The organism is uncultured Sulfuricurvum sp. (assembly GCF_937936435.1).
Taxonomy (GTDB): Bacteria; Campylobacterota; Campylobacteria; order Campylobacterales; family Sulfurimonadaceae; genus Sulfuricurvum.
On the sequence record NZ_CALDDG010000142.1, the window covers coordinates 1 to 16,846 of the forward strand.

At 46.4% G+C, this 16,846-nt stretch carries 20 protein-coding genes and 1 pseudogene; 20 read left to right on the forward strand and 1 reads right to left on the reverse strand.

The window, feature by feature from the left end; all coding sequences use genetic code 11:
- The 18 genes and pseudogenes from Q0389_RS13290 to Q0389_RS13375 all read left to right on the forward strand — a co-directional run.
- Window positions 1-455: pseudogene (locus Q0389_RS13290) on the forward strand (hypothetical protein); the annotation flags it as partial.
- Entirely contained in the window at window positions 455-3,514 is a 3,060-nt protein-coding gene (locus tag Q0389_RS13295) for an efflux RND transporter permease subunit (RefSeq protein ID WP_298694960.1), read from the forward strand. The pseudogene Q0389_RS13290 and the gene Q0389_RS13295, both read left to right, overlap by 1 nt.
- Complete coding sequence (locus Q0389_RS13300) at window positions 3,511-3,798, forward strand: DUF3240 family protein (protein ID WP_298694961.1); 288 nt, start codon at window positions 3,511-3,513, stop codon at window positions 3,796-3,798. The genes Q0389_RS13295 and Q0389_RS13300 overlap by 4 nt, the downstream gene beginning before the upstream one ends.
- A complete protein-coding gene (locus Q0389_RS13305; RefSeq protein WP_298694964.1) occupies window positions 3,798-4,445 on the forward strand; it encodes a response regulator transcription factor in 648 nt (215 codons plus the stop codon). The genes Q0389_RS13300 and Q0389_RS13305 overlap by 1 nt, the downstream gene beginning before the upstream one ends.
- Before the next feature lie 31 nt (window positions 4,446-4,476).
- Window positions 4,477-5,646, forward strand: a complete 1,170-nt coding sequence (locus Q0389_RS13310; RefSeq protein WP_298694967.1) for a HAMP domain-containing sensor histidine kinase — start codon at window positions 4,477-4,479, stop codon at window positions 5,644-5,646.
- Window positions 5,647-5,698: 52 nt separating this feature from the next.
- A complete protein-coding gene (locus Q0389_RS13315) occupies window positions 5,699-7,294 on the forward strand; it encodes a phosphoethanolamine transferase (RefSeq protein ID WP_298694969.1) in 1,596 nt (531 codons plus the stop codon).
- On the forward strand, window positions 7,281-7,979 hold the full coding sequence (locus Q0389_RS13320; protein WP_298694971.1) for a phosphatase PAP2 family protein: 699 nt from the start codon (window positions 7,281-7,283) through the stop codon (window positions 7,977-7,979). Before Q0389_RS13315 ends, Q0389_RS13320 begins: the two co-directional genes overlap by 14 nt.
- 23 nt (window positions 7,980-8,002) lie before the next feature.
- Window positions 8,003-9,502, forward strand: a complete 1,500-nt coding sequence (locus Q0389_RS13325) for a peptide-binding protein (RefSeq protein WP_298694973.1) — start codon at window positions 8,003-8,005, stop codon at window positions 9,500-9,502.
- Entirely contained in the window at window positions 9,469-10,149 is a 681-nt protein-coding gene (locus Q0389_RS13330; protein ID WP_298694976.1) for an HAD family hydrolase, read from the forward strand. Before Q0389_RS13325 ends, Q0389_RS13330 begins: the two co-directional genes overlap by 34 nt.
- A 117-nt stretch (window positions 10,150-10,266) precedes the next feature.
- Window positions 10,267-10,824 carry a pyruvate flavodoxin oxidoreductase subunit gamma gene (locus tag Q0389_RS13335; protein ID WP_298694978.1) on the forward strand — a complete coding sequence of 186 codons (558 nt, stop codon included), beginning with the start codon at window positions 10,267-10,269 and terminating at the stop codon, window positions 10,822-10,824.
- A gap of 10 nt (window positions 10,825-10,834) precedes the next feature.
- A complete protein-coding gene (locus Q0389_RS13340; protein WP_298694999.1) occupies window positions 10,835-11,251 on the forward strand; it encodes a 4Fe-4S dicluster-binding protein in 417 nt (138 codons plus the stop codon).
- Entirely contained in the window at window positions 11,251-12,474 is a 1,224-nt protein-coding gene (locus Q0389_RS13345; protein ID WP_298694981.1) for a 2-oxoacid:ferredoxin oxidoreductase subunit alpha, read from the forward strand. The genes Q0389_RS13340 and Q0389_RS13345 overlap by 1 nt, the downstream gene beginning before the upstream one ends.
- 9 nt (window positions 12,475-12,483) lie before the next feature.
- Window positions 12,484-13,440 carry a thiamine pyrophosphate-dependent enzyme gene (locus Q0389_RS13350; RefSeq protein WP_298694983.1) on the forward strand — a complete coding sequence of 319 codons (957 nt, stop codon included), beginning with the start codon at window positions 12,484-12,486 and terminating at the stop codon, window positions 13,438-13,440.
- A 114-nt stretch (window positions 13,441-13,554) separates the two neighbouring features.
- Window positions 13,555-13,758, forward strand: coding sequence for a hypothetical protein (locus Q0389_RS13355; protein WP_298694986.1), 204 nt, complete (start codon window positions 13,555-13,557; stop codon window positions 13,756-13,758).
- Between the two features lie 97 nt (window positions 13,759-13,855).
- A complete protein-coding gene (locus Q0389_RS13360; protein WP_298694989.1) occupies window positions 13,856-14,266 on the forward strand; it encodes a DUF4332 domain-containing protein in 411 nt (136 codons plus the stop codon).
- A gap of 95 nt (window positions 14,267-14,361) precedes the next feature.
- On the forward strand, window positions 14,362-14,868 hold the full coding sequence (gene luxS, locus Q0389_RS13365; protein ID WP_298694991.1) for an S-ribosylhomocysteine lyase: 507 nt from the start codon (window positions 14,362-14,364) through the stop codon (window positions 14,866-14,868).
- Window positions 14,868-15,170 carry a hypothetical protein gene (locus tag Q0389_RS13370; protein ID WP_298694992.1) on the forward strand — a complete coding sequence of 101 codons (303 nt, stop codon included), beginning with the start codon at window positions 14,868-14,870 and terminating at the stop codon, window positions 15,168-15,170. Before luxS ends, Q0389_RS13370 begins: the two co-directional genes overlap by 1 nt.
- 47 nt (window positions 15,171-15,217) lie before the next feature.
- On the forward strand, window positions 15,218-15,652 hold the full coding sequence (locus Q0389_RS13375) for a hypothetical protein (RefSeq protein WP_298694993.1): 435 nt from the start codon (window positions 15,218-15,220) through the stop codon (window positions 15,650-15,652).
- Between the two features lie 4 nt (window positions 15,653-15,656).
- Here Q0389_RS13375 and Q0389_RS13380 read toward each other — a convergent pair whose 3' ends face one another.
- Window positions 15,657-15,857, reverse strand: coding sequence for a hypothetical protein (locus tag Q0389_RS13380; RefSeq protein ID WP_298694994.1), 201 nt, complete (start codon window positions 15,855-15,857; stop codon window positions 15,657-15,659).
- A 206-nt stretch (window positions 15,858-16,063) separates the two neighbouring features.
- Between Q0389_RS13380 and Q0389_RS13385 the strand changes: the two genes are divergently transcribed.
- Together Q0389_RS13385 and Q0389_RS13390 are read left to right on the forward strand one after the other, a co-directional pair.
- A complete protein-coding gene (locus Q0389_RS13385; RefSeq protein WP_298694995.1) occupies window positions 16,064-16,225 on the forward strand; it encodes a hypothetical protein in 162 nt (53 codons plus the stop codon).
- A gap of 74 nt (window positions 16,226-16,299) precedes the next feature.
- On the forward strand, window positions 16,300-16,846 hold a 547-nt coding region (locus Q0389_RS13390), incomplete at its 3' end, for an MnmC family methyltransferase (RefSeq protein ID WP_298694997.1).

Sequence of the window (16,846 nt, forward strand, 5' to 3'; positions counted from 1 at the left end):
CAGGTGCATTGAACGCGCTGATTATGATTTCGCCGAAATGGATGAGCTATATACAAAAAGGAGCGGCCGTATCGGATAAAAACGGCAACGTGATCGGTTCGATTACGGCGGTTTCGACTTCCGTCAACCGGATGAACAATTCCGGTTCGGCCACGGCACGAATCACGAAAGCCGATCCGGCCTATCGGGCAGGTACCTCCACCGAGATGTACATCGGTGCCGCAACGCGGGCGGAATGGATATTACTGCCGCGTACGGCGATTACGAAATACAAAAATCAAGATATATGTTTCATCAAAACAGTACAGGGATTTGAGCCGAAAAAAGTGGAAATCCAAAAATATTTTAAAAATCATGTTGCCGTTTCATCGGACGGATTTACGGCAAAAACGTATGTCGTAAACGGCGGGATTATTACTTTAAAAGGCGCTTTAAGCGGAATGGGTTTTGAATAATGTTGAATTCCATTATAGAGTTTTCGCTCAAACAGCGGCTCATCGTCATTTTATTGTCGCTGGCGTTGTTCGGGTACGGAGTTTACTCTTTTTTCAAAATTCCGATCGATGCGTTTCCGGATATCTCTTCGACTCAGGTCAAAATCATTATGAAAGCCCCCGGTATGACCCCGGAAGAGGTCGAGAGCCGGGTGGTAAAGCCGATGGAAGCGGAGCTTTTGGGGTTGGAAAATGAAAAACTGCTCAAAAGTACCTCGAAATATGCGATAGCCGATATTACGATCGATTTTTACGACGGTACGGATATCTACCGTGCGCGGGCACAGGTAGCCGAGAAATTGGCTTCTCTTTTGGGATCGCTGCCTAAAGGCGTCAGTGGCGGAATGGCTCCGATCACGACCCCTCTGGGGGAAGCGTTCATGTTTACGATCGAAGGGGACATTACCCAAAAAGAGAAACGAGAACTGCTGGATTTCGTCATACGTCCGGCATTGCGCGGTGCGAAAGGGGTTGCAGACGTCAATTCACTGGGCGGGGAAGCCAGAGCGATCGTCGTACAGCCTGATTTTCAGGCGATGCGCAATCTGGGAATATCGTTGAGCATGTTGGAAGAGACGCTGAGCAATAATCTCAAAAACGACGGTGCGGGACGTGTCGATGCCGGGGAAGAGAGCTTTTTGGTCAAAGTAGAGAGCGGAGTCAAGGAGCCGAACGAAATTACCAATATTACGATCCATACCCCTCGAGGAGCCATTCGTATCGGTGATTTCTGCGACGTCGTGGAAGGGGCACGAACCCGTTTGGGATATGTAACCAAAGACGGAGTCGGCGAAGCGACGGAAGGGCTTGTTCTGACGCTCAAAGGGGCCAATGCCCAAGAGACGGTTTCACAGATCAAAGAGCGTCTGAAAGAACTGAAGCCGAAACTTCCTACGGGAGTGAAAATTGTTCCGTTTTATGATCGGAGCAATCTGATTGAAAAAGCGGTTTCGACGGTATCGAAAGCTTTGATCGAGGCGATCGTTCTCGTCATCGTTTTGCTGATCCTCTTTTTGGGGGATATCCGCGCCGCGATTGCCGTGAGCGTTATTTTGCCGTTTTCACTTGCCATCGCGTTTGTCATGATGAATTATTTCGGTTTGAGTGCGAATCTAATGAGTCTGGGAGGACTGGCGATTGCGATCGGGATGCTGGTCGATTCGGCGGTCGTCGTGGTCGAGAACGCTTTTGCCAAACTTGCCGAAAGCGACTCGTCGTTACCGAAACTCCATCAGGTTTATCGGGCGACGAAAGAGGTGAGTACGGCCGTATTCAGCGGTATCTTGATTATTGCGGTAGTCTTTTTGCCGCTGTTGTCGTTGGAAGGGCTGGAAGGTAAGCTGTTTGCGCCGGTCGCGATGACGATTGTGTTTGCGCTGTTCGGATCGTTGGTTCTATCCTTGACGCTGATTCCGGTTGTATCGTCGTTAATTCTGAAAAGCACTCCGCACACCGAGACCCGTCTGGGGGCTTTTTTCAACCGTGTTTATGCGCCGATGCTCACATTTGCGCTGACTAAGACTAAAACGTTGTTTACCGGAGCAATCCTCTTTTTGGTTGTGAGTTTTACCCTTTTCTTCTTCGTCGGGAAAAGTTTTATGCCGACGCTGGACGAGGGGGACATTATCTTGGGGATCGAGACTCCGCCCTCTATTTCGCTGGAAAAATCCAAAGAGCTGAATTTAGCGGTACAACGGGCTATTATGAAAAACGTTCCGGAGGTGAAAACGATTGTCGCACGTACCGGTTCGGATGAATTGGGGCTTGATCCTATGGGGCTGAATCAAACCGATACGTTTATTACCCTCAAGCCGATGAACGAGTGGAAAGTGCACTCCAAAGAGGAGATCAAAGAGGAGATCAAAAACGCGGTGAAAGATTTCTCGGGGATCAGTTTCGGGTTTACGCAGCCGATCGAGATGCGTATTTCCGAGATGCTCACGGGGACCCGCGGTGATTTGGCGGTCAAAATTTACGGTAAAGATATCGATACGCTCAACCGTCTCAGTCAGGAAATCGCCGATACTCTCGGGAATATCCAAGGCTCGTCGGAGATTTTCACGACGCTCAACGAAGGGGTCAATTATTTAAGCGTCAAACCCAATCGCATCGAATCGGCAAATACCGGTGTCGATTCGGCAGAACTCGGACTGTTTTTGAAAATGGCATTGGAGGGGGTAAATGTCGATGAATTGCCTATCGGAAATACCCGTATCCCGGTCATTATGCGTTTGAACGATGAAGTCTCCAATAATATAGAGGTATTTAAATCGCTGGAGCTTCCTCTCGCGGATGGATTTTCCGTTCCGATTTCGAGTATCGCCGATATCCAAACTTCCGAAGGTGCGCTGAAAGTCGATCGTGAAAATGCAGAGCGTTTGAGCAGTGTGCGTGCCAATGTGGAAGGGCGCGATCTAGTTGGATTTGTCGAAGAAGCAAAACAGAAAATCGCTCAAAATGTCAAACTGCCTCAAGGGTATCACATCGTTTACGGCGGACAGTTTGAAAACCAGCAGCGCGCGGCGGCGAAGCTGATGACGGTGATACCTCTTTCGATCGGGGTTATTTTCCTGATTTTGTTTTTCACGTTCCGTTCGGTGACCATGACGTCGTTGATCCTTTTGAACATTCCGTTCGCGGTGACGGGTGGGATCATCTCCCTCTATTTTTCGGGAGAATATCTTTCGGTTCCGGCATCGGTAGGATTTATCGCCTTGTTCGGGATTGCGGTTCTAAACGGGGTCGTGATGGTCAGTTATTTCAACACCTTACTGAAAAACGGATGCAGTATCGATGATGCCGTGCGGATCGGGGCGACACGCCGTTTACGCCCGGTACTGATGACGGCGTTTATTGCCGCATTGGGGCTATTGCCGCTGTTATTCGCTACAGGGGTAGGGAGCGAGATTCAAAAACCGCTCGCGATTGTTGTCTTGGGAGGATTGGTAACATCGACGATCCTCACCTTGCTGATTTTGCCTCCGGCGTATAAACTCCTCTATAAAAAGGATAAACAATGATTCAAAAAGGGTTGGACATCTATTTTGAAATGGGAACCAAAGACAGCCTGGTTGATTTTTTATTGGCACAGGGGTATGATGACTTTTATTTTTTCAATTGCAGCCGTTATTCGGCCGGAGCGTTTTTGATCAGTGCCGAAGAGCAGGTGAGCGCCAGACGCGAGTTCGGATTGTTCCGTCTTTTTCTGGGGGCGCAGGAAGCCGAAACCCTTGCGGTGAATATCAAAAGCAATCTGAGAGATAAAAGTATCAAGGTATTTGCCCACGATTTTCAGGAGATATAATGCGGATATTGATCGCCGACGACGAAAAAGAGCTTTTGGAATTGTTGCGCTTGTCGTTGGAGAGAGACTGGGTGGTCGATACGGCGTCGGATGTGGATGAGGTGAAAGGGTACCTGGATGCGTTCACCTACAGTGTTGTCATCGTGGATCGGACATTTCACGGGACAGACCGGGCCGAAGAGCTGATACGCTATACGAAACGTAAAAATGCCCAAACGGCCGTTTTAGTGCTGAGCGCTTTGGGAGATGTCGACGACAAAGTCGAGGGATTCGGCTACGGCGCGGACGATTATCTGGAAAAACCGTTTGATATCAAAGAGTTACGCGCACGGATTGCGGCACTATCGCGCCGTTTCGCAGTGCATAAGCGGGAGATAGAGGGGATCGAGATCGATATCGACAGCCAGACGTTGACCCAAAACGGCCAACCGATTGTTTTGAGTAAAAATGAGCATACCCTCTTATTTCATCTGCTCTCAAAATCTCCGCAAATCGTATCGCGAGAAGAGATTCTGGATGCCTTGTACGATAATCCGCAAAATGTGACGTCGAATGCCGTGGACGAGATCGTAGCACGCCTGCGTAAAAAATTGAATCCAAAAGTAATCAAAACGATTAAAACGCGAGGGTATGTGATTGAATTTTAGGTCTTTGAACTCGCTCAAAATCAGGATCACCTTGATTTTTTCGCTCTTGCTGGCAATCGCTTTCGGGATAAATTGGCAATTAGCCACTAAAACGATTGACGATGAAAAAGTCGAAGATCTGCAATCGGTATTGAGGCATCTGTTGATAGAGAGTCATGACGAGTATATCGTAGGGCCACTCGATGAGAACAGCGACCTTCGATTTTTGCACGCCATTCCGCATAATATTTTGATTTTAAAAGATTCGGAAGCAAGCAACACCCGTTTTGTAGTCCGTAAAACTCCTTATACCCCTGCCGAAAACGAGATCAGTGCGTCGATTCGTTTGGCAAACAGCTTTTTTTTAAGCGTTATAAGCGATCATAGAAAAATCGATGCCGCTGTGGCAAAGTACAAGGCTCGACTGCTTATTCGTTATACGGTCTCTCTGTGTCTTATCTTGCTGATCAGTATCGCAGTCCTTCAACGCTACATCCGTCCGTTGGGAGTTTTGACCGAATGCGTGCGTGAATGGAAGAGCGGTGAACCGTTTGTCTTTCCGATTCGCAGTGCCGGACAGGAGATTGATGAATTGGCAGGCTCTTTTACGACTTTGGTTCATAGTTTGGAAGGTTTCAGAACGAAGGAAAAAGCCCTTTTCAAAGAGATGGCGCATGAACTGAAGACGCCGATTGCTTTGATGCGGGCCCGATTGGACGTGTATGAAAACAGCGACGAGTTCTCCAAAGAAAAAATGATTAACGAACTGGGACACGATCTTGAACGATTGATGTCCGAACTTAAAAATGTGTTGTTTTTTGAAAATATCGATTTTGACGATGTGATGAGGTTTGAACTATCGGATACCTTAGCGGAGGTTATCCAAAAAGTAGAAGTCTTGGCTCAGCGCAGAGGCCTGAGTATCGTCATGCCGAAAGAGAGTTTTTCGGTATACGCGCCTCGGACGCTGTTCGTTAAAGTGATTATGGCTCTCATCGAAAACAGTCTTACCTACGCGAAAGAGAAAAGCGACATTATTCTTGAAATCGACAAAGAGAAAAAATCGCTTACGATTTCCAATCAAAAAGGGGGAGAAAAGTATCTGTTCAGTTCCAAAATAGGGCAAAAGATGCTAGACCGGGTGAGTCAAAAAGTAGGGATAGGATACCAGATATGCGATGAAGAGGAGTGGTATCGTGTGCGCGTTTCTATCCTCAAATAGTCTTTGTTATCTATTAGATTCTATAATTCGCTTTTTCTAAAGGAAAACATATATGTTCAAATCTTTTAATACTCCTCGGAGTAGCACGTTTATGGTTCTTGCCGTCGCATTGATTTTGGTCCTCTTCGAAAACGGAGCGTTTTTTAAGCACGTCGTCGAAATCTATCCGATGACATCGACGATGAATACGCTGTTTGTCGCCTCATTGGGCATTGTTTTGATGGGTGTGACCACTATCGTTTTGAGTTTGCTAAGCTGGCGTTATACCCTCAAACCGCTTTTGATTGTTATTTTGATCGTCTCCTCTTTGATCGCCTATTTTATGGACAGTTACGACATCGTCGTCGATACCCATATGATCCAGAATGCGTTGGAAACCAATCTTAACGAATCATCGGATTTGTTTAGTCTGAAGTTGATGGTCTATTTCATTTTGCTCGGTATTATCCCCTCGATCCTCGTATATCGGGTCAAAATCGAGCAAACGACGTTCAAGCAGACGCTGATCTCCAAGCTCAAAGTGATCGGAGTCGCTCTTGTAGTGAGCGTCGTGGTTATTTTATCGTTGAGCAAATACTACACCTCGTTCTTTCGTGAGCATAAACCGCTTCGCTATTATGCCAACCCGGTCTATTACCTCTATTCGGCGGGTACGTATGTGAAACAGTCTTTTTCGCATCCCTACACCGGTGTTGCGGTGACCGGAGCCGATGCGACTGCTTCCGCGCATGAACGCCGATTGATCGTTCTGGTCGTCGGTGAAGCGGTTCGATGGGATCACTTCGCGTTAAACGGCTATTCGCGCGACACGAACCCTTTGTTGAAAAAAGAAGATATCGTCAATTTCACCCAGTTTACTTCGTGCGGAACGGAGACGGCGGTATCGGTACCGTGTATGTTCTCGATCTTCGGACATGATGATTACGAGAAAGAAAAAGCGGCCCATACCGAAAACGTATTGGACGTCATGAAACGTGCGGGTGTCAATATCCTATGGCGAGACAATAACTCCGATTCCAAACGTGTTGCCGATCGTGTAGAGTATCAAGATTATAAGATTCCTGCCAATAACACCGTGTGCGAAGGCGAATGCCGGGATGAGGGGATGCTGATCGGATTACAAGAGTACATCGCAGCCCATCCGAAAGGGGATATCCTTATTGTCCTGCATCAGATGGGAAACCACGGTCCGGCATATTACAAACGGTATCCGAAAGAGTATGAAAAATACACGCCGACGTGTCAAACCAATCAGCTCGAAAAATGTTCTCAGGAAGAGATTACCAACGCATACGACAATACTTTGCTCTATACCGATGCGTTTTTGTCAAAAGTGATCGGCTTTTTGAAAAACAATGACGACCGTTTCGCGACGGGGATGTTCTATCTGAGCGACCACGGCGAATCGCTGGGTGAAAACGGCCTTTATCTGCACGGATTCCCATATGCTATCGCCCCTGAAGCCCAAAAACATGTTCCGGCCGTTATGTGGTTCGGAAAAGGCTTCAGTATCGATAAAAAGGCATTGGCGGAAAAAGCGAAACAGCCGCATACTCAGGACGAGCTTTTCCATACTTTGCTGGGATTAGCGGATATCAATACATCGGTATACAATCCGCAGATGGATATCATGCATGGGACGCACTAAAAACATTTGGTTCAGTACGGTAGCGTTAGTAGTTGCCATCGTTTTTTTCGGCCTCAGCGGAACCGATATCTGGGTCGAAAACCACTTTTTCAATCCTGCCACCCACCAATGGATTTTGGATCGCGATGAACCGGTACTGAAGTTTCTCTTTTACGACGGTATCAAACGTTTGTTGATCATTCTGAACGTGCTGGCTATTATCGGATTGATCGTATGGTGGAAAAAACCGTTTCTCGCCCTCTACCGAAAAGGGGCGGTGATTGTCATTCTATCGTCGATTCTGGTTCCGGTAATCGTCGGGAGTTTCAAAGCGCTGACCAATATACCGTGTCCAAAACACCTCGAAATCTACGGAGGAAGCTATCCGCATACCTGCGTATGGGAAAAATACCCGAGTACATTTTGCAATCACAAGCGAATCAAATGCTGGCCTGCCGGACATGCCAGCGGGGGATTCGCCCTTTTGTCCCTCATCTATCTATTCAGAACACGTCGTGCCAAAATCGCAGCCGGTAGCTTCGCGATGGCGTTGGGATGGAGTATGGGAACCTACAAAATGTTGATAGGGGATCACTTCCTCAGCCACACGGTGATTACGATGATCATGGCGTGGCTGATTATTTCCGTCATTGTTTATTTGGCAGATCTTTTAGAACATAGGCGCTCACGTTCCAAAATGGTATAATCTCACCTAAAAACGGGGTGAGATTGAAACTTTTACTGCTTCTTTTGCAAAGTGTCTGGCTCATTGCCTCGACACTCCATCTCAGCACTTCATCGAATCCCGCACGGCTCAATCCTCTGATCGCTACCGATTCGGCCAGTTCGTCGATAGCCGGATTTTTATTCAATTCACTTGTCAAATACGATGAAAGCGGCCAGAAAATCATCGGCGATCTGGCGGAATCGTACCGTTTTATCACGCCGACACTGATCGAGTTTAAACTCCGACGCGGAGTCAAGTGGCATGACGGGAAACCTTTTACGGCGCAGGATGTTCTCTTCACATACAAGTTGATTAAATCTCCGGACACGATTACTCCGTATGCATCGGATTTTAGAGTGATAAAAAACGTTTCCGTTGTCGATGATTATACCGTTCGCGTCACTTATGAAAAACCCTATTTTAAAGCGTTAGAGATATGGATGATGGGGATCGTTCCGCGCCATATTCTTAAAAACGAGCGCGATGTTATGGGATCGTCGTTTAACACGGCACCGATCGGAACAGGCCCGTATATCCTCAAAAAACTCGAATTTTCCAAACAGATCGTTTTGGAGGCCAATGCGAACTATTTCGAGCATCGTCCGAAGATCGATAAAATCGTTTTTCATGTCATCGCCGATCCGATGACCCGTTTTTTGATGCTCAAATCAGGAGAGATCGACATCGACGGATTGGAGCCGATGCAATATGAGCGTCAGCTGGACAAACCGTTTCACTCGAAGTTCGCTACGTTGGAACTCCCCTCTCACAGTTATACTTATCTGGGCTTTAACCTTCGGCTGAAAAAATTTCAGGATCCCCGTGTCCGGGAGGCGCTCTCTTTGGCTATCAACCGCCAAGAGATTATCGACCTGTTGTTTCTCAATCACGGGAAGGTGTGTACGGGGCCGTTTTTACCGGGAAGCAAAGGATTCAATGATGCGGTCAAAGCACCGCAGCACGATATCGCCAGGGCCAAAGCCCTGCTAAAAGCGGCGGGATACGATGCGGCGCACCCTTTGACGTTCGAGATCGCAACCTCGAACTCCAATGCGATTCGCCCGTATGCGGCAGAGATTTTACAGCGTCAGCTTCTGGATATCGGGGTCGAAGTCACCCTTCGTGTGATGGAGTGGCAGGCATTTTTAAATACGGTCGTTTCTCCTCGAAAATTCGAGACGGTTTTGTTGGGATGGGCTTTGTCGCTCACTCCGGATCCGTATGCGTTATGGCATTCGCAGAGTGACGTTCCGGGCGGATTCAATCTGGTCGGTTATCATTCGTCACAGACGGATCGGCTTATTGAGCGTATGGAGTCGTCGACCGATCCTGAAACGATAGCGGCGTTTCAACGTCAGATATTCGCCCATATCGCGCACGACAACCCTTATCTGTTCTTAGTCATACCGAATGAGATAAATGTCTACAGTCGCCGTATAAGCGGGATAAAACCGACGATAAACGGAATATGGGAAGATTACATCGACTGGGAGAAACGTTGAAAACGGCAATTTTATTTGATCTGGACGGAACGCTGATCGATTCCACCGAAGCAATTTTAGAGAGTTTTCACCATGCGTTAGCGACGCATGGTGAGGTTTCCGTGAGTGACGATAGGCTCATTACCGAACAAATCGGTCATCCGCTGGAAGTGATGTTTTCAGCGGTTGGCGTAGATGAGAATGCCGTTCAGACCCATATTGCTACCTATAAGCTCTATTATCGGGAGATAGCCTGTCGAAAAACGATTTTGTTACCGAACGCGCGAGAGGCGGTGGAAGAGGCGGCCGCATTTGCCCGTTTGGGGATCGTGACGACGAAAACGGGCCTTTATTCTAGAGAATTGATGGAACATTTTGGGATTATGGAGTATTTCGAGGTGTTGATCGGTCGTGAGCACGTAGAGAACCCCAAACCTCATCCTGAGCCGATTTTCAAAGCATTAGAAGAGATGAAAATGCCGCTTCAGGGGAGTTGGATGATCGGAGATACGCGGCTTGATATCGAAGCATCGAACCGTGCCGGGATCGAATCGGTTGCGGTATTGAGCGGATATGATAATGCAGAACAATTATTAACATTAACAGATATTATAAAATCTAATGCACTTGATGCGGTCCGATATATAGCTAAGAGGGGACGAAAGTAACAGTATAACTGTGGTTTCCGAGGTCGTAGAAGGTGAAAAGCTACATTTAAGAGCAACTTTCATAGAATACACGTATTGATAAAATTCAACTTAAAACTTAAGTCAGAGGGAGAATTCATGCTAGAGATTCGATGGCATAGTCGAGCCGGACAAGGTGCCGTAACCGGCGCAAAAGGTCTTGCAGACGTTGTATCAACCACCGGTAAGCATGTACAGGCATTCGCGTTTTACGGTTCGGCCAAGCGCGGAGCGGCGATGACGGCATATAATCGTGTCGACGATCAAGTGGTTATGAACCACGAAAAGTTTATGAGACCTGACTATGTTTTGGTTATTGACCCTGCATTGGTCTATGTCGCAGACATTACGGCAAACGAAAAAGATAATACTATTTATATCGTTACAACCCATATGAGTACGGAAGAGCTTATCGCTTCCCAACCGAAATTGGCAGGAAAAAAAGTTTACACCGTCGATTGTATCAAAATTGCTCAGGAGACGATCGGAAAAGCGATTCCGAATACTCCGATGCTGGGTGCATTGATGAAAGTTTCCGGAATGTACGACATCGAGTTTTTTAAAGACAGCATGGTCAAAGTTCTTAAAAAACTTCCACAAAAAATTATCGATGCCAACATGGTCGCGATCCAACGCGCCTATGATGAAGTGAAATAAGGAGCACATGATGGAAAAACAAGGATGGGATGGGTTCGAAATCGGTGCTATGCTTCGTTCGTTTGACGGAGCGACACGCGATATCGCAACGACGCTTCCGGAAAATCGCCCTTATTCGGTGTCAAACTCTTTTACGGCGAGTGTTGCCGACTGGAGAATCGAGAAGCCTTTGTTCAACAAAGACTACTGTATCGACTGCCAATTTTGCTGGGTGTACTGCCCGGATATGTCGATTATCGCCCGCGATAAAAAAATGGTCGGGATCGATTTCGACCACTGTAAAGGGTGCGGGATTTGTGTGGAAGTGTGTCCGACCAATCCGAAATCGTTATTAATGTTCCCGGAACAAAAAGACGAAGAAGCCGCACTTGCCGAATGGCCTAAAAAAGACACCAACAAAGCTAATGCAGAAGCGAAGGAAGACTAATGGCTGATACAATGGAACTACGCGATATCGAGGTATGGGACGGTAATATGGCGGCAAGCCAAGCGCTTCGTCAAGTACAAGTTGACGTCGTTGCGGCCTATCCGATTACTCCATCAACCCCTATCGTTGAAAATTACGGTAATTTCACGGCAAACGGTTATGTAGACGGTGAATTCGTCATGACCGAATCGGAACACGGTGCGATGTCGTGCTGTATCGGTGCTGCGGCTGCCGGCGGGCGTGTAGCGACGGCTACCAGTTCACAAGGGTTTGCCTTGATGGTTGAGACGCTGTATTCTGCGTCGGGTATGCGTTTGCCGATCGTTTTGAACGTTGTCAACCGCGCATTGGGTGCACCGCTGAACGTTAACGGAGACCACTCGGATATGTATTTGGGTCGTGACAGCGGTTGGATTCAATTGGATTCTTACTGCCCGCAAAATGCGTATGACTTGAACTTCATCGCATTTAAAGTATCGGAAGACCACGATGTCCGTCTTCCTGCAATGGTTCACCAAGACGGGTTTATGACTTCTCATACGGCGCAAGGGGTACATACTCTTACCGATGAAGTAGCGTATAACTTTGTCGGCGAATACAAACCGATGAACGACATGCTCGATCTTGACCACCCGGTAACCCATGGGGTTCAAACGGAAGAAGACTGGCATTTCGAACACAAAGCGCGTCAGCAGCACGCTCTTATGACAGCAGTTATTCCAAAAATCCAAGCGGCATTTGACGAGTTTGAAAAATTGACGGGTCGTCGTTACAACATCGTTGAATCATACGATATGGAAGATGCGGAAGTTGCGGTCGTTTGTATGGGGACTTCTGTCGAAACGGCACGTGAAGTGGCTGAAGAGATGCGTGCAAACCACGGTATCAAAGCCGGTGTCGTCGGTATCCGTGTTTTCAGACCATGGCCGTTAGAACAAATTGCGGAAGCGTTGAAAAATGTAAAAGCAATCGGTGCATTGGACCGCTCTAGCCCGCACGGAACCGTCGGTACCCTTTATAATGAGATTTCAGGATCGTTGTTTAACACCGATACCAAAGCGGTTCTTACGAACTATATCTATGGATTGGGCGGACGTGACTTGACCAAAGCACATTTGGTAAGCATTTTTACAGAACTCAAAGCAAACGTGGATGCGGGCAAACCGACAACTCCATTACAACAGTATATCGGTCTTCGCGGACCGAAACTCTCTTTTTTCTAAGGAGCCAACGTGTCAGAAATTAAAAAAATCAAGAACCTAAAAGAGTTCTCTACATCTGCAGACCGCTTTGAAGGTGCAAACCTTCTTTGTCCCGGATGTGCCCACTCGATTATTGTCCGCGAAGTTTTGAACGCTACGAATGACGATTTGATCCTTGCGGCTTCAACCGGATGTTTGGAAGTATGTACGGCAGTTTATCCGTATACTTCATGGGATGCTTCATGGATCCACATCGGATTTGAAAATGGCTCATCCGCAGTAGCGGGAGCTGAGGCGATGTATAAAGCGCTTAAAACAAAAGGGCGCTTGAAACAGCCGGATCGTACTCCTAAATTCGTCGCATTCGGCGGTGACGGTGCTACTTATGATATCGGATTCCAATGGATTTCAGGATGTTTCGAACGCGGACATAACATGATGTACGTTTGTTTGGATAATGAAGTCTATGCAAATACCGGAGGACAACGTTCGTCTTCAACTCCTATCGGGTCATCGACGACGACGGCTCCTGCGGGCCGCGTAAGCTACGGCGAAAAGATGATGAAAAAAGATATGATGGCGATCATGGCGGCTCACGGAGCTCCATACGTTGCGCAAGTCGCTCCGAACAAATGGAAAGACATGGTTGCAAAAATCCAAAAAGGGTTTGCTGCAGAAGGTCCTGTATATATCAATGCAATGTCTGCATGTACAACTGAGTGGAAGTTTGCTCCGGAAGATACGATTGCGATCTCCGATTTGGCAACCGATTCATTGGTTTTCCCATTGTATGAAATCATTGACGGAACCAAACTCAACATCACGTACCGTCCGAAAAACATTATCCCTGTTCGTGACTATCTCGGTGCTCAAGGTCGTTTCAAACACCTTTTCACTAAACAATACGAGTATCTCATTGAAGAATGGCAAAAAAATGTCGATAAAAAATGGGATTATCTCCAACGTCGTGAAGAAGCAAGCGTATAATTACGCTTGTTTCCCTCCTCTTTTTTTCTTTCATAATTAAATCTTTTTCTTCTATTTCAGGATGTGGAATCCTCTTTGCTTAATATCATTGATAATATTATTAATGGATAAACTATGTATCGAATGACGTATAACAATAAAGGGATTAACGGATGTTCCGCACGCGGGATTGCAAAACGCGAAAGCAAAGAAGAACTCTTAGCACTTGCTAAAGAACTAGAAGACTCTATCTGCAATATCAAAATAGAAAAAATTACCGATGAAACTGAAAATCATTTGCCGTTGGACCTTTTTGTAAATATGAAAGAACTTCGATGAGCAGGGAAATAAGAAGATTTTGAGCGGCTATTTTTGAACATTTCAGTAACATTTAGCCGTTATACTGATTGCCATATATTTATCGAAAGGATAGTTTATGGCAAGTTACAAAGTAGAAAAAGTCGAAGGTATCGGTGCTGTTTACGGTGAAAAACTGCGTTCTGCAGGGATAAGCGACACCGATGAATTATTGAGCGCTGTTACTACACCCTCAAAACGGGCGCAATTGGCAAAAAGTACCGCGATTCCCGAAAAAAATATTCTCCGTTTCGCCAATATGGTTGATCTTTTCCGGATTAAAGGGATCGGTCCGCAATATGCTGAATTGCTGGAAGCTTCAGGAGTAGACACCGTTAAAGAACTGGCGCAAAGAGTTCCTGCCAATCTTTTGAAGAAACTAGAAGAAACCAACGAGGCAAAGCATCTAAGTAAACGTGTCCCGACCGAAAAAGAGGTAGTAAAATGGGTTGCCGAAGCGGCATCTCTACCACGGGTCATTGAATACTGATAAGAGAAGCTGAGAGGGAGAGGATTATATAGCTATTTTAATCCCCGATTTAACCGTTTTGGCTACACTTTCTCAAATCATGTTGAGGAAATAGTATGCCGTTACTCGATAGCTTTACCGTCGACCACACCATCATGCCTGCACCTGCCGTACGCCGTGCGAAAGGGATGAAAACACCGAAAGGCGATGATATCACCGTCTTTGACCTTCGTTTCTGCCGTCCTAACGAAGCCATTATGTCTCCGGAGGGGATTCATACATTGGAACATCTCTTTGCCGGATTTATGCGCGATCATCTTAACTCCGCTTCTACCGAGATTATCGATATCTCTCCGATGGGATGTCGTACCGGATTTTACATGAGCGTCATAGGAACTCCGAGTGAAGAGAGCGTCGCAGATGCGTGGGAAGCGTCGATGAAAGATATTCTCGAAGTGAAATCCCAAAACGATATTCCGGAACTGAACATCTATCAATGCGGGACGTATAAAATGCACTCGCTCGAAGATGCCAAAGCGATTGCGACCGAAGTGCTTCGCAAAGATATCGATATCATGGATAACGAAGCGTTGGCGCTTGATCTTTCAAAGGTAAACGGCTAATGTTGCTGTTATTGCCTTTGAATGGAGACGATACCCAAGAATCCGAACTTGTCGGTATTTTAGAAGCCAGTTTCTGGGCAACGGTTGAAGTAGACGAAGGGCGGGTTATTGAGATTAACTTTTATAAAGATCGCGCTCAAATCGACGGATGGATCGATGCTGTTATCGTTACCAACAACTATGAACCGGTCATGGAGTTCATCGACAACCAGATGATGGTGTTGGTGGCTCATACTCAGCGTACCATCGACGACATCGTTGAAGCGTATCTTTTCCGCGAGTTACATGATTTGGCACTATGAGTTCCTTTTGCGATCTTTTTCAAACCTCGCCTCAGATGAAAATTCTGGTGGCGACCTCTCACGCTGATATCCTTATTGAAGAAATCTGCACCCATTTAGAACCGTTTAACGCGACGGTCGATCTTTCCCGCTATCCGGGAGAACATGCCGAGCACGCTTCTGCGGTTATCGGCAAGGTTGATACGATCAAAGATTTTAATTCTCCGATACGTTCGGCTACACGTGATTATGAAACGATTATTCTCCAAGATGTTTTGCATCTGCATACCTTCCCGCTAAAACTCTTACAACTTGTCTATCGCTCTTTGGAAAACTCTGCGGAGGTTATTATTATCCAATCAAACGGGGCGATAGAGACATCGGAGATTGAGGCTTTGTTGGAAAAAGCGGAGTTTCGAGCGGCGAATACGATCAGCGATTTGATAGAAGGATACGATGTGATCGTGGCGAAAAAGATGCATATGTGGGGGAATGGGCTTTAAGTATTCATCTCTTCGACACCGTATGCTGCATTATCTTTCTCATCCCGATGAACATTAAAATCAATCCAGTGAGAGAGGTAGCCGTAAAAAGATATTCTCCATACATTATTTTTTCTGCAAACATTGCCGAAGCGATCATGCTGAGTATCAGGAGCAGTGCCCCTGCTGAAACGGTGATGATCCCTTGTTTTTCTTTTTTATCCATATCTTTGCTTTGTTAAAACGTGATTGCTATTATAGTTTGTGAAGGTAAAGAGATATCGTTTTTAAGAAGAATTGAGGCGGAGAAACAGATAAGTACGACAATTTTGTCTTACTATTTATGATTCTTGCCGAGTTGATGCAAAGAGAGGATGAAAACACGGGAATAATTGATGTATTCATAGGGATATCTTATACAAAGGATAAGCCATGTATGAATACGATGTAGTAGAAATGAACGATTCCAATTTCAACCATCTGGTCCATCATTTCGATGAAGAGGTCTGTGAAATAATCGAATATGCGCAGGAACTCGGTGCGCTCGGATTTCATGCCGAATATGATGGCGATATCTATTGGGACGAGCGCTAAAATGCAAAGATGCTGCTTTACTACAAGCAAGCATCATTATAATTTGGGTAGGTAAAAAGATATAATTTTGCCAAATGAAAAAAGGTTCGGTAATGGCAAAAGAGTGGGTACAAAGCGAGGATGGAAGCTATACGGCGTACAGCAGCGAATACGATGAACATTACCACTCGACCAAAGACGGAGCGCTGAACGAATCGCTCAAAAAACATATCGAACCCGCCTTTACACTTCATGGTGAAAAAGATCATCTCCGACTCATCGATATCTGCTTCGGTTTGGGATTTAATACCCTTCTCAGCCTCTATTGGCGCGATACCTATTACCCCGATACGACGCTTGAAATCTACTCCCCCGAACTTGACGGCGATCTGATCGCTTCTCTCGTCGATTTTCCCTATCCCGATATCTTTGAGCCGTATAAAAACATCATCACCGATATAGCGACGCTCGGCGGATATGAGGACGAGCGAACCGTGATCTACGTAGATATCATGGATGCAAGGGCTGCGATGCGTGAGTTGGAAGGGGAGTGGGACATCTGCTATCAGGATGCGTTCAGCCCCTCGGTCAACCCTGTCCTCTGGACACGGGAATATTTTGCCGATATCGCACGCCTCATGG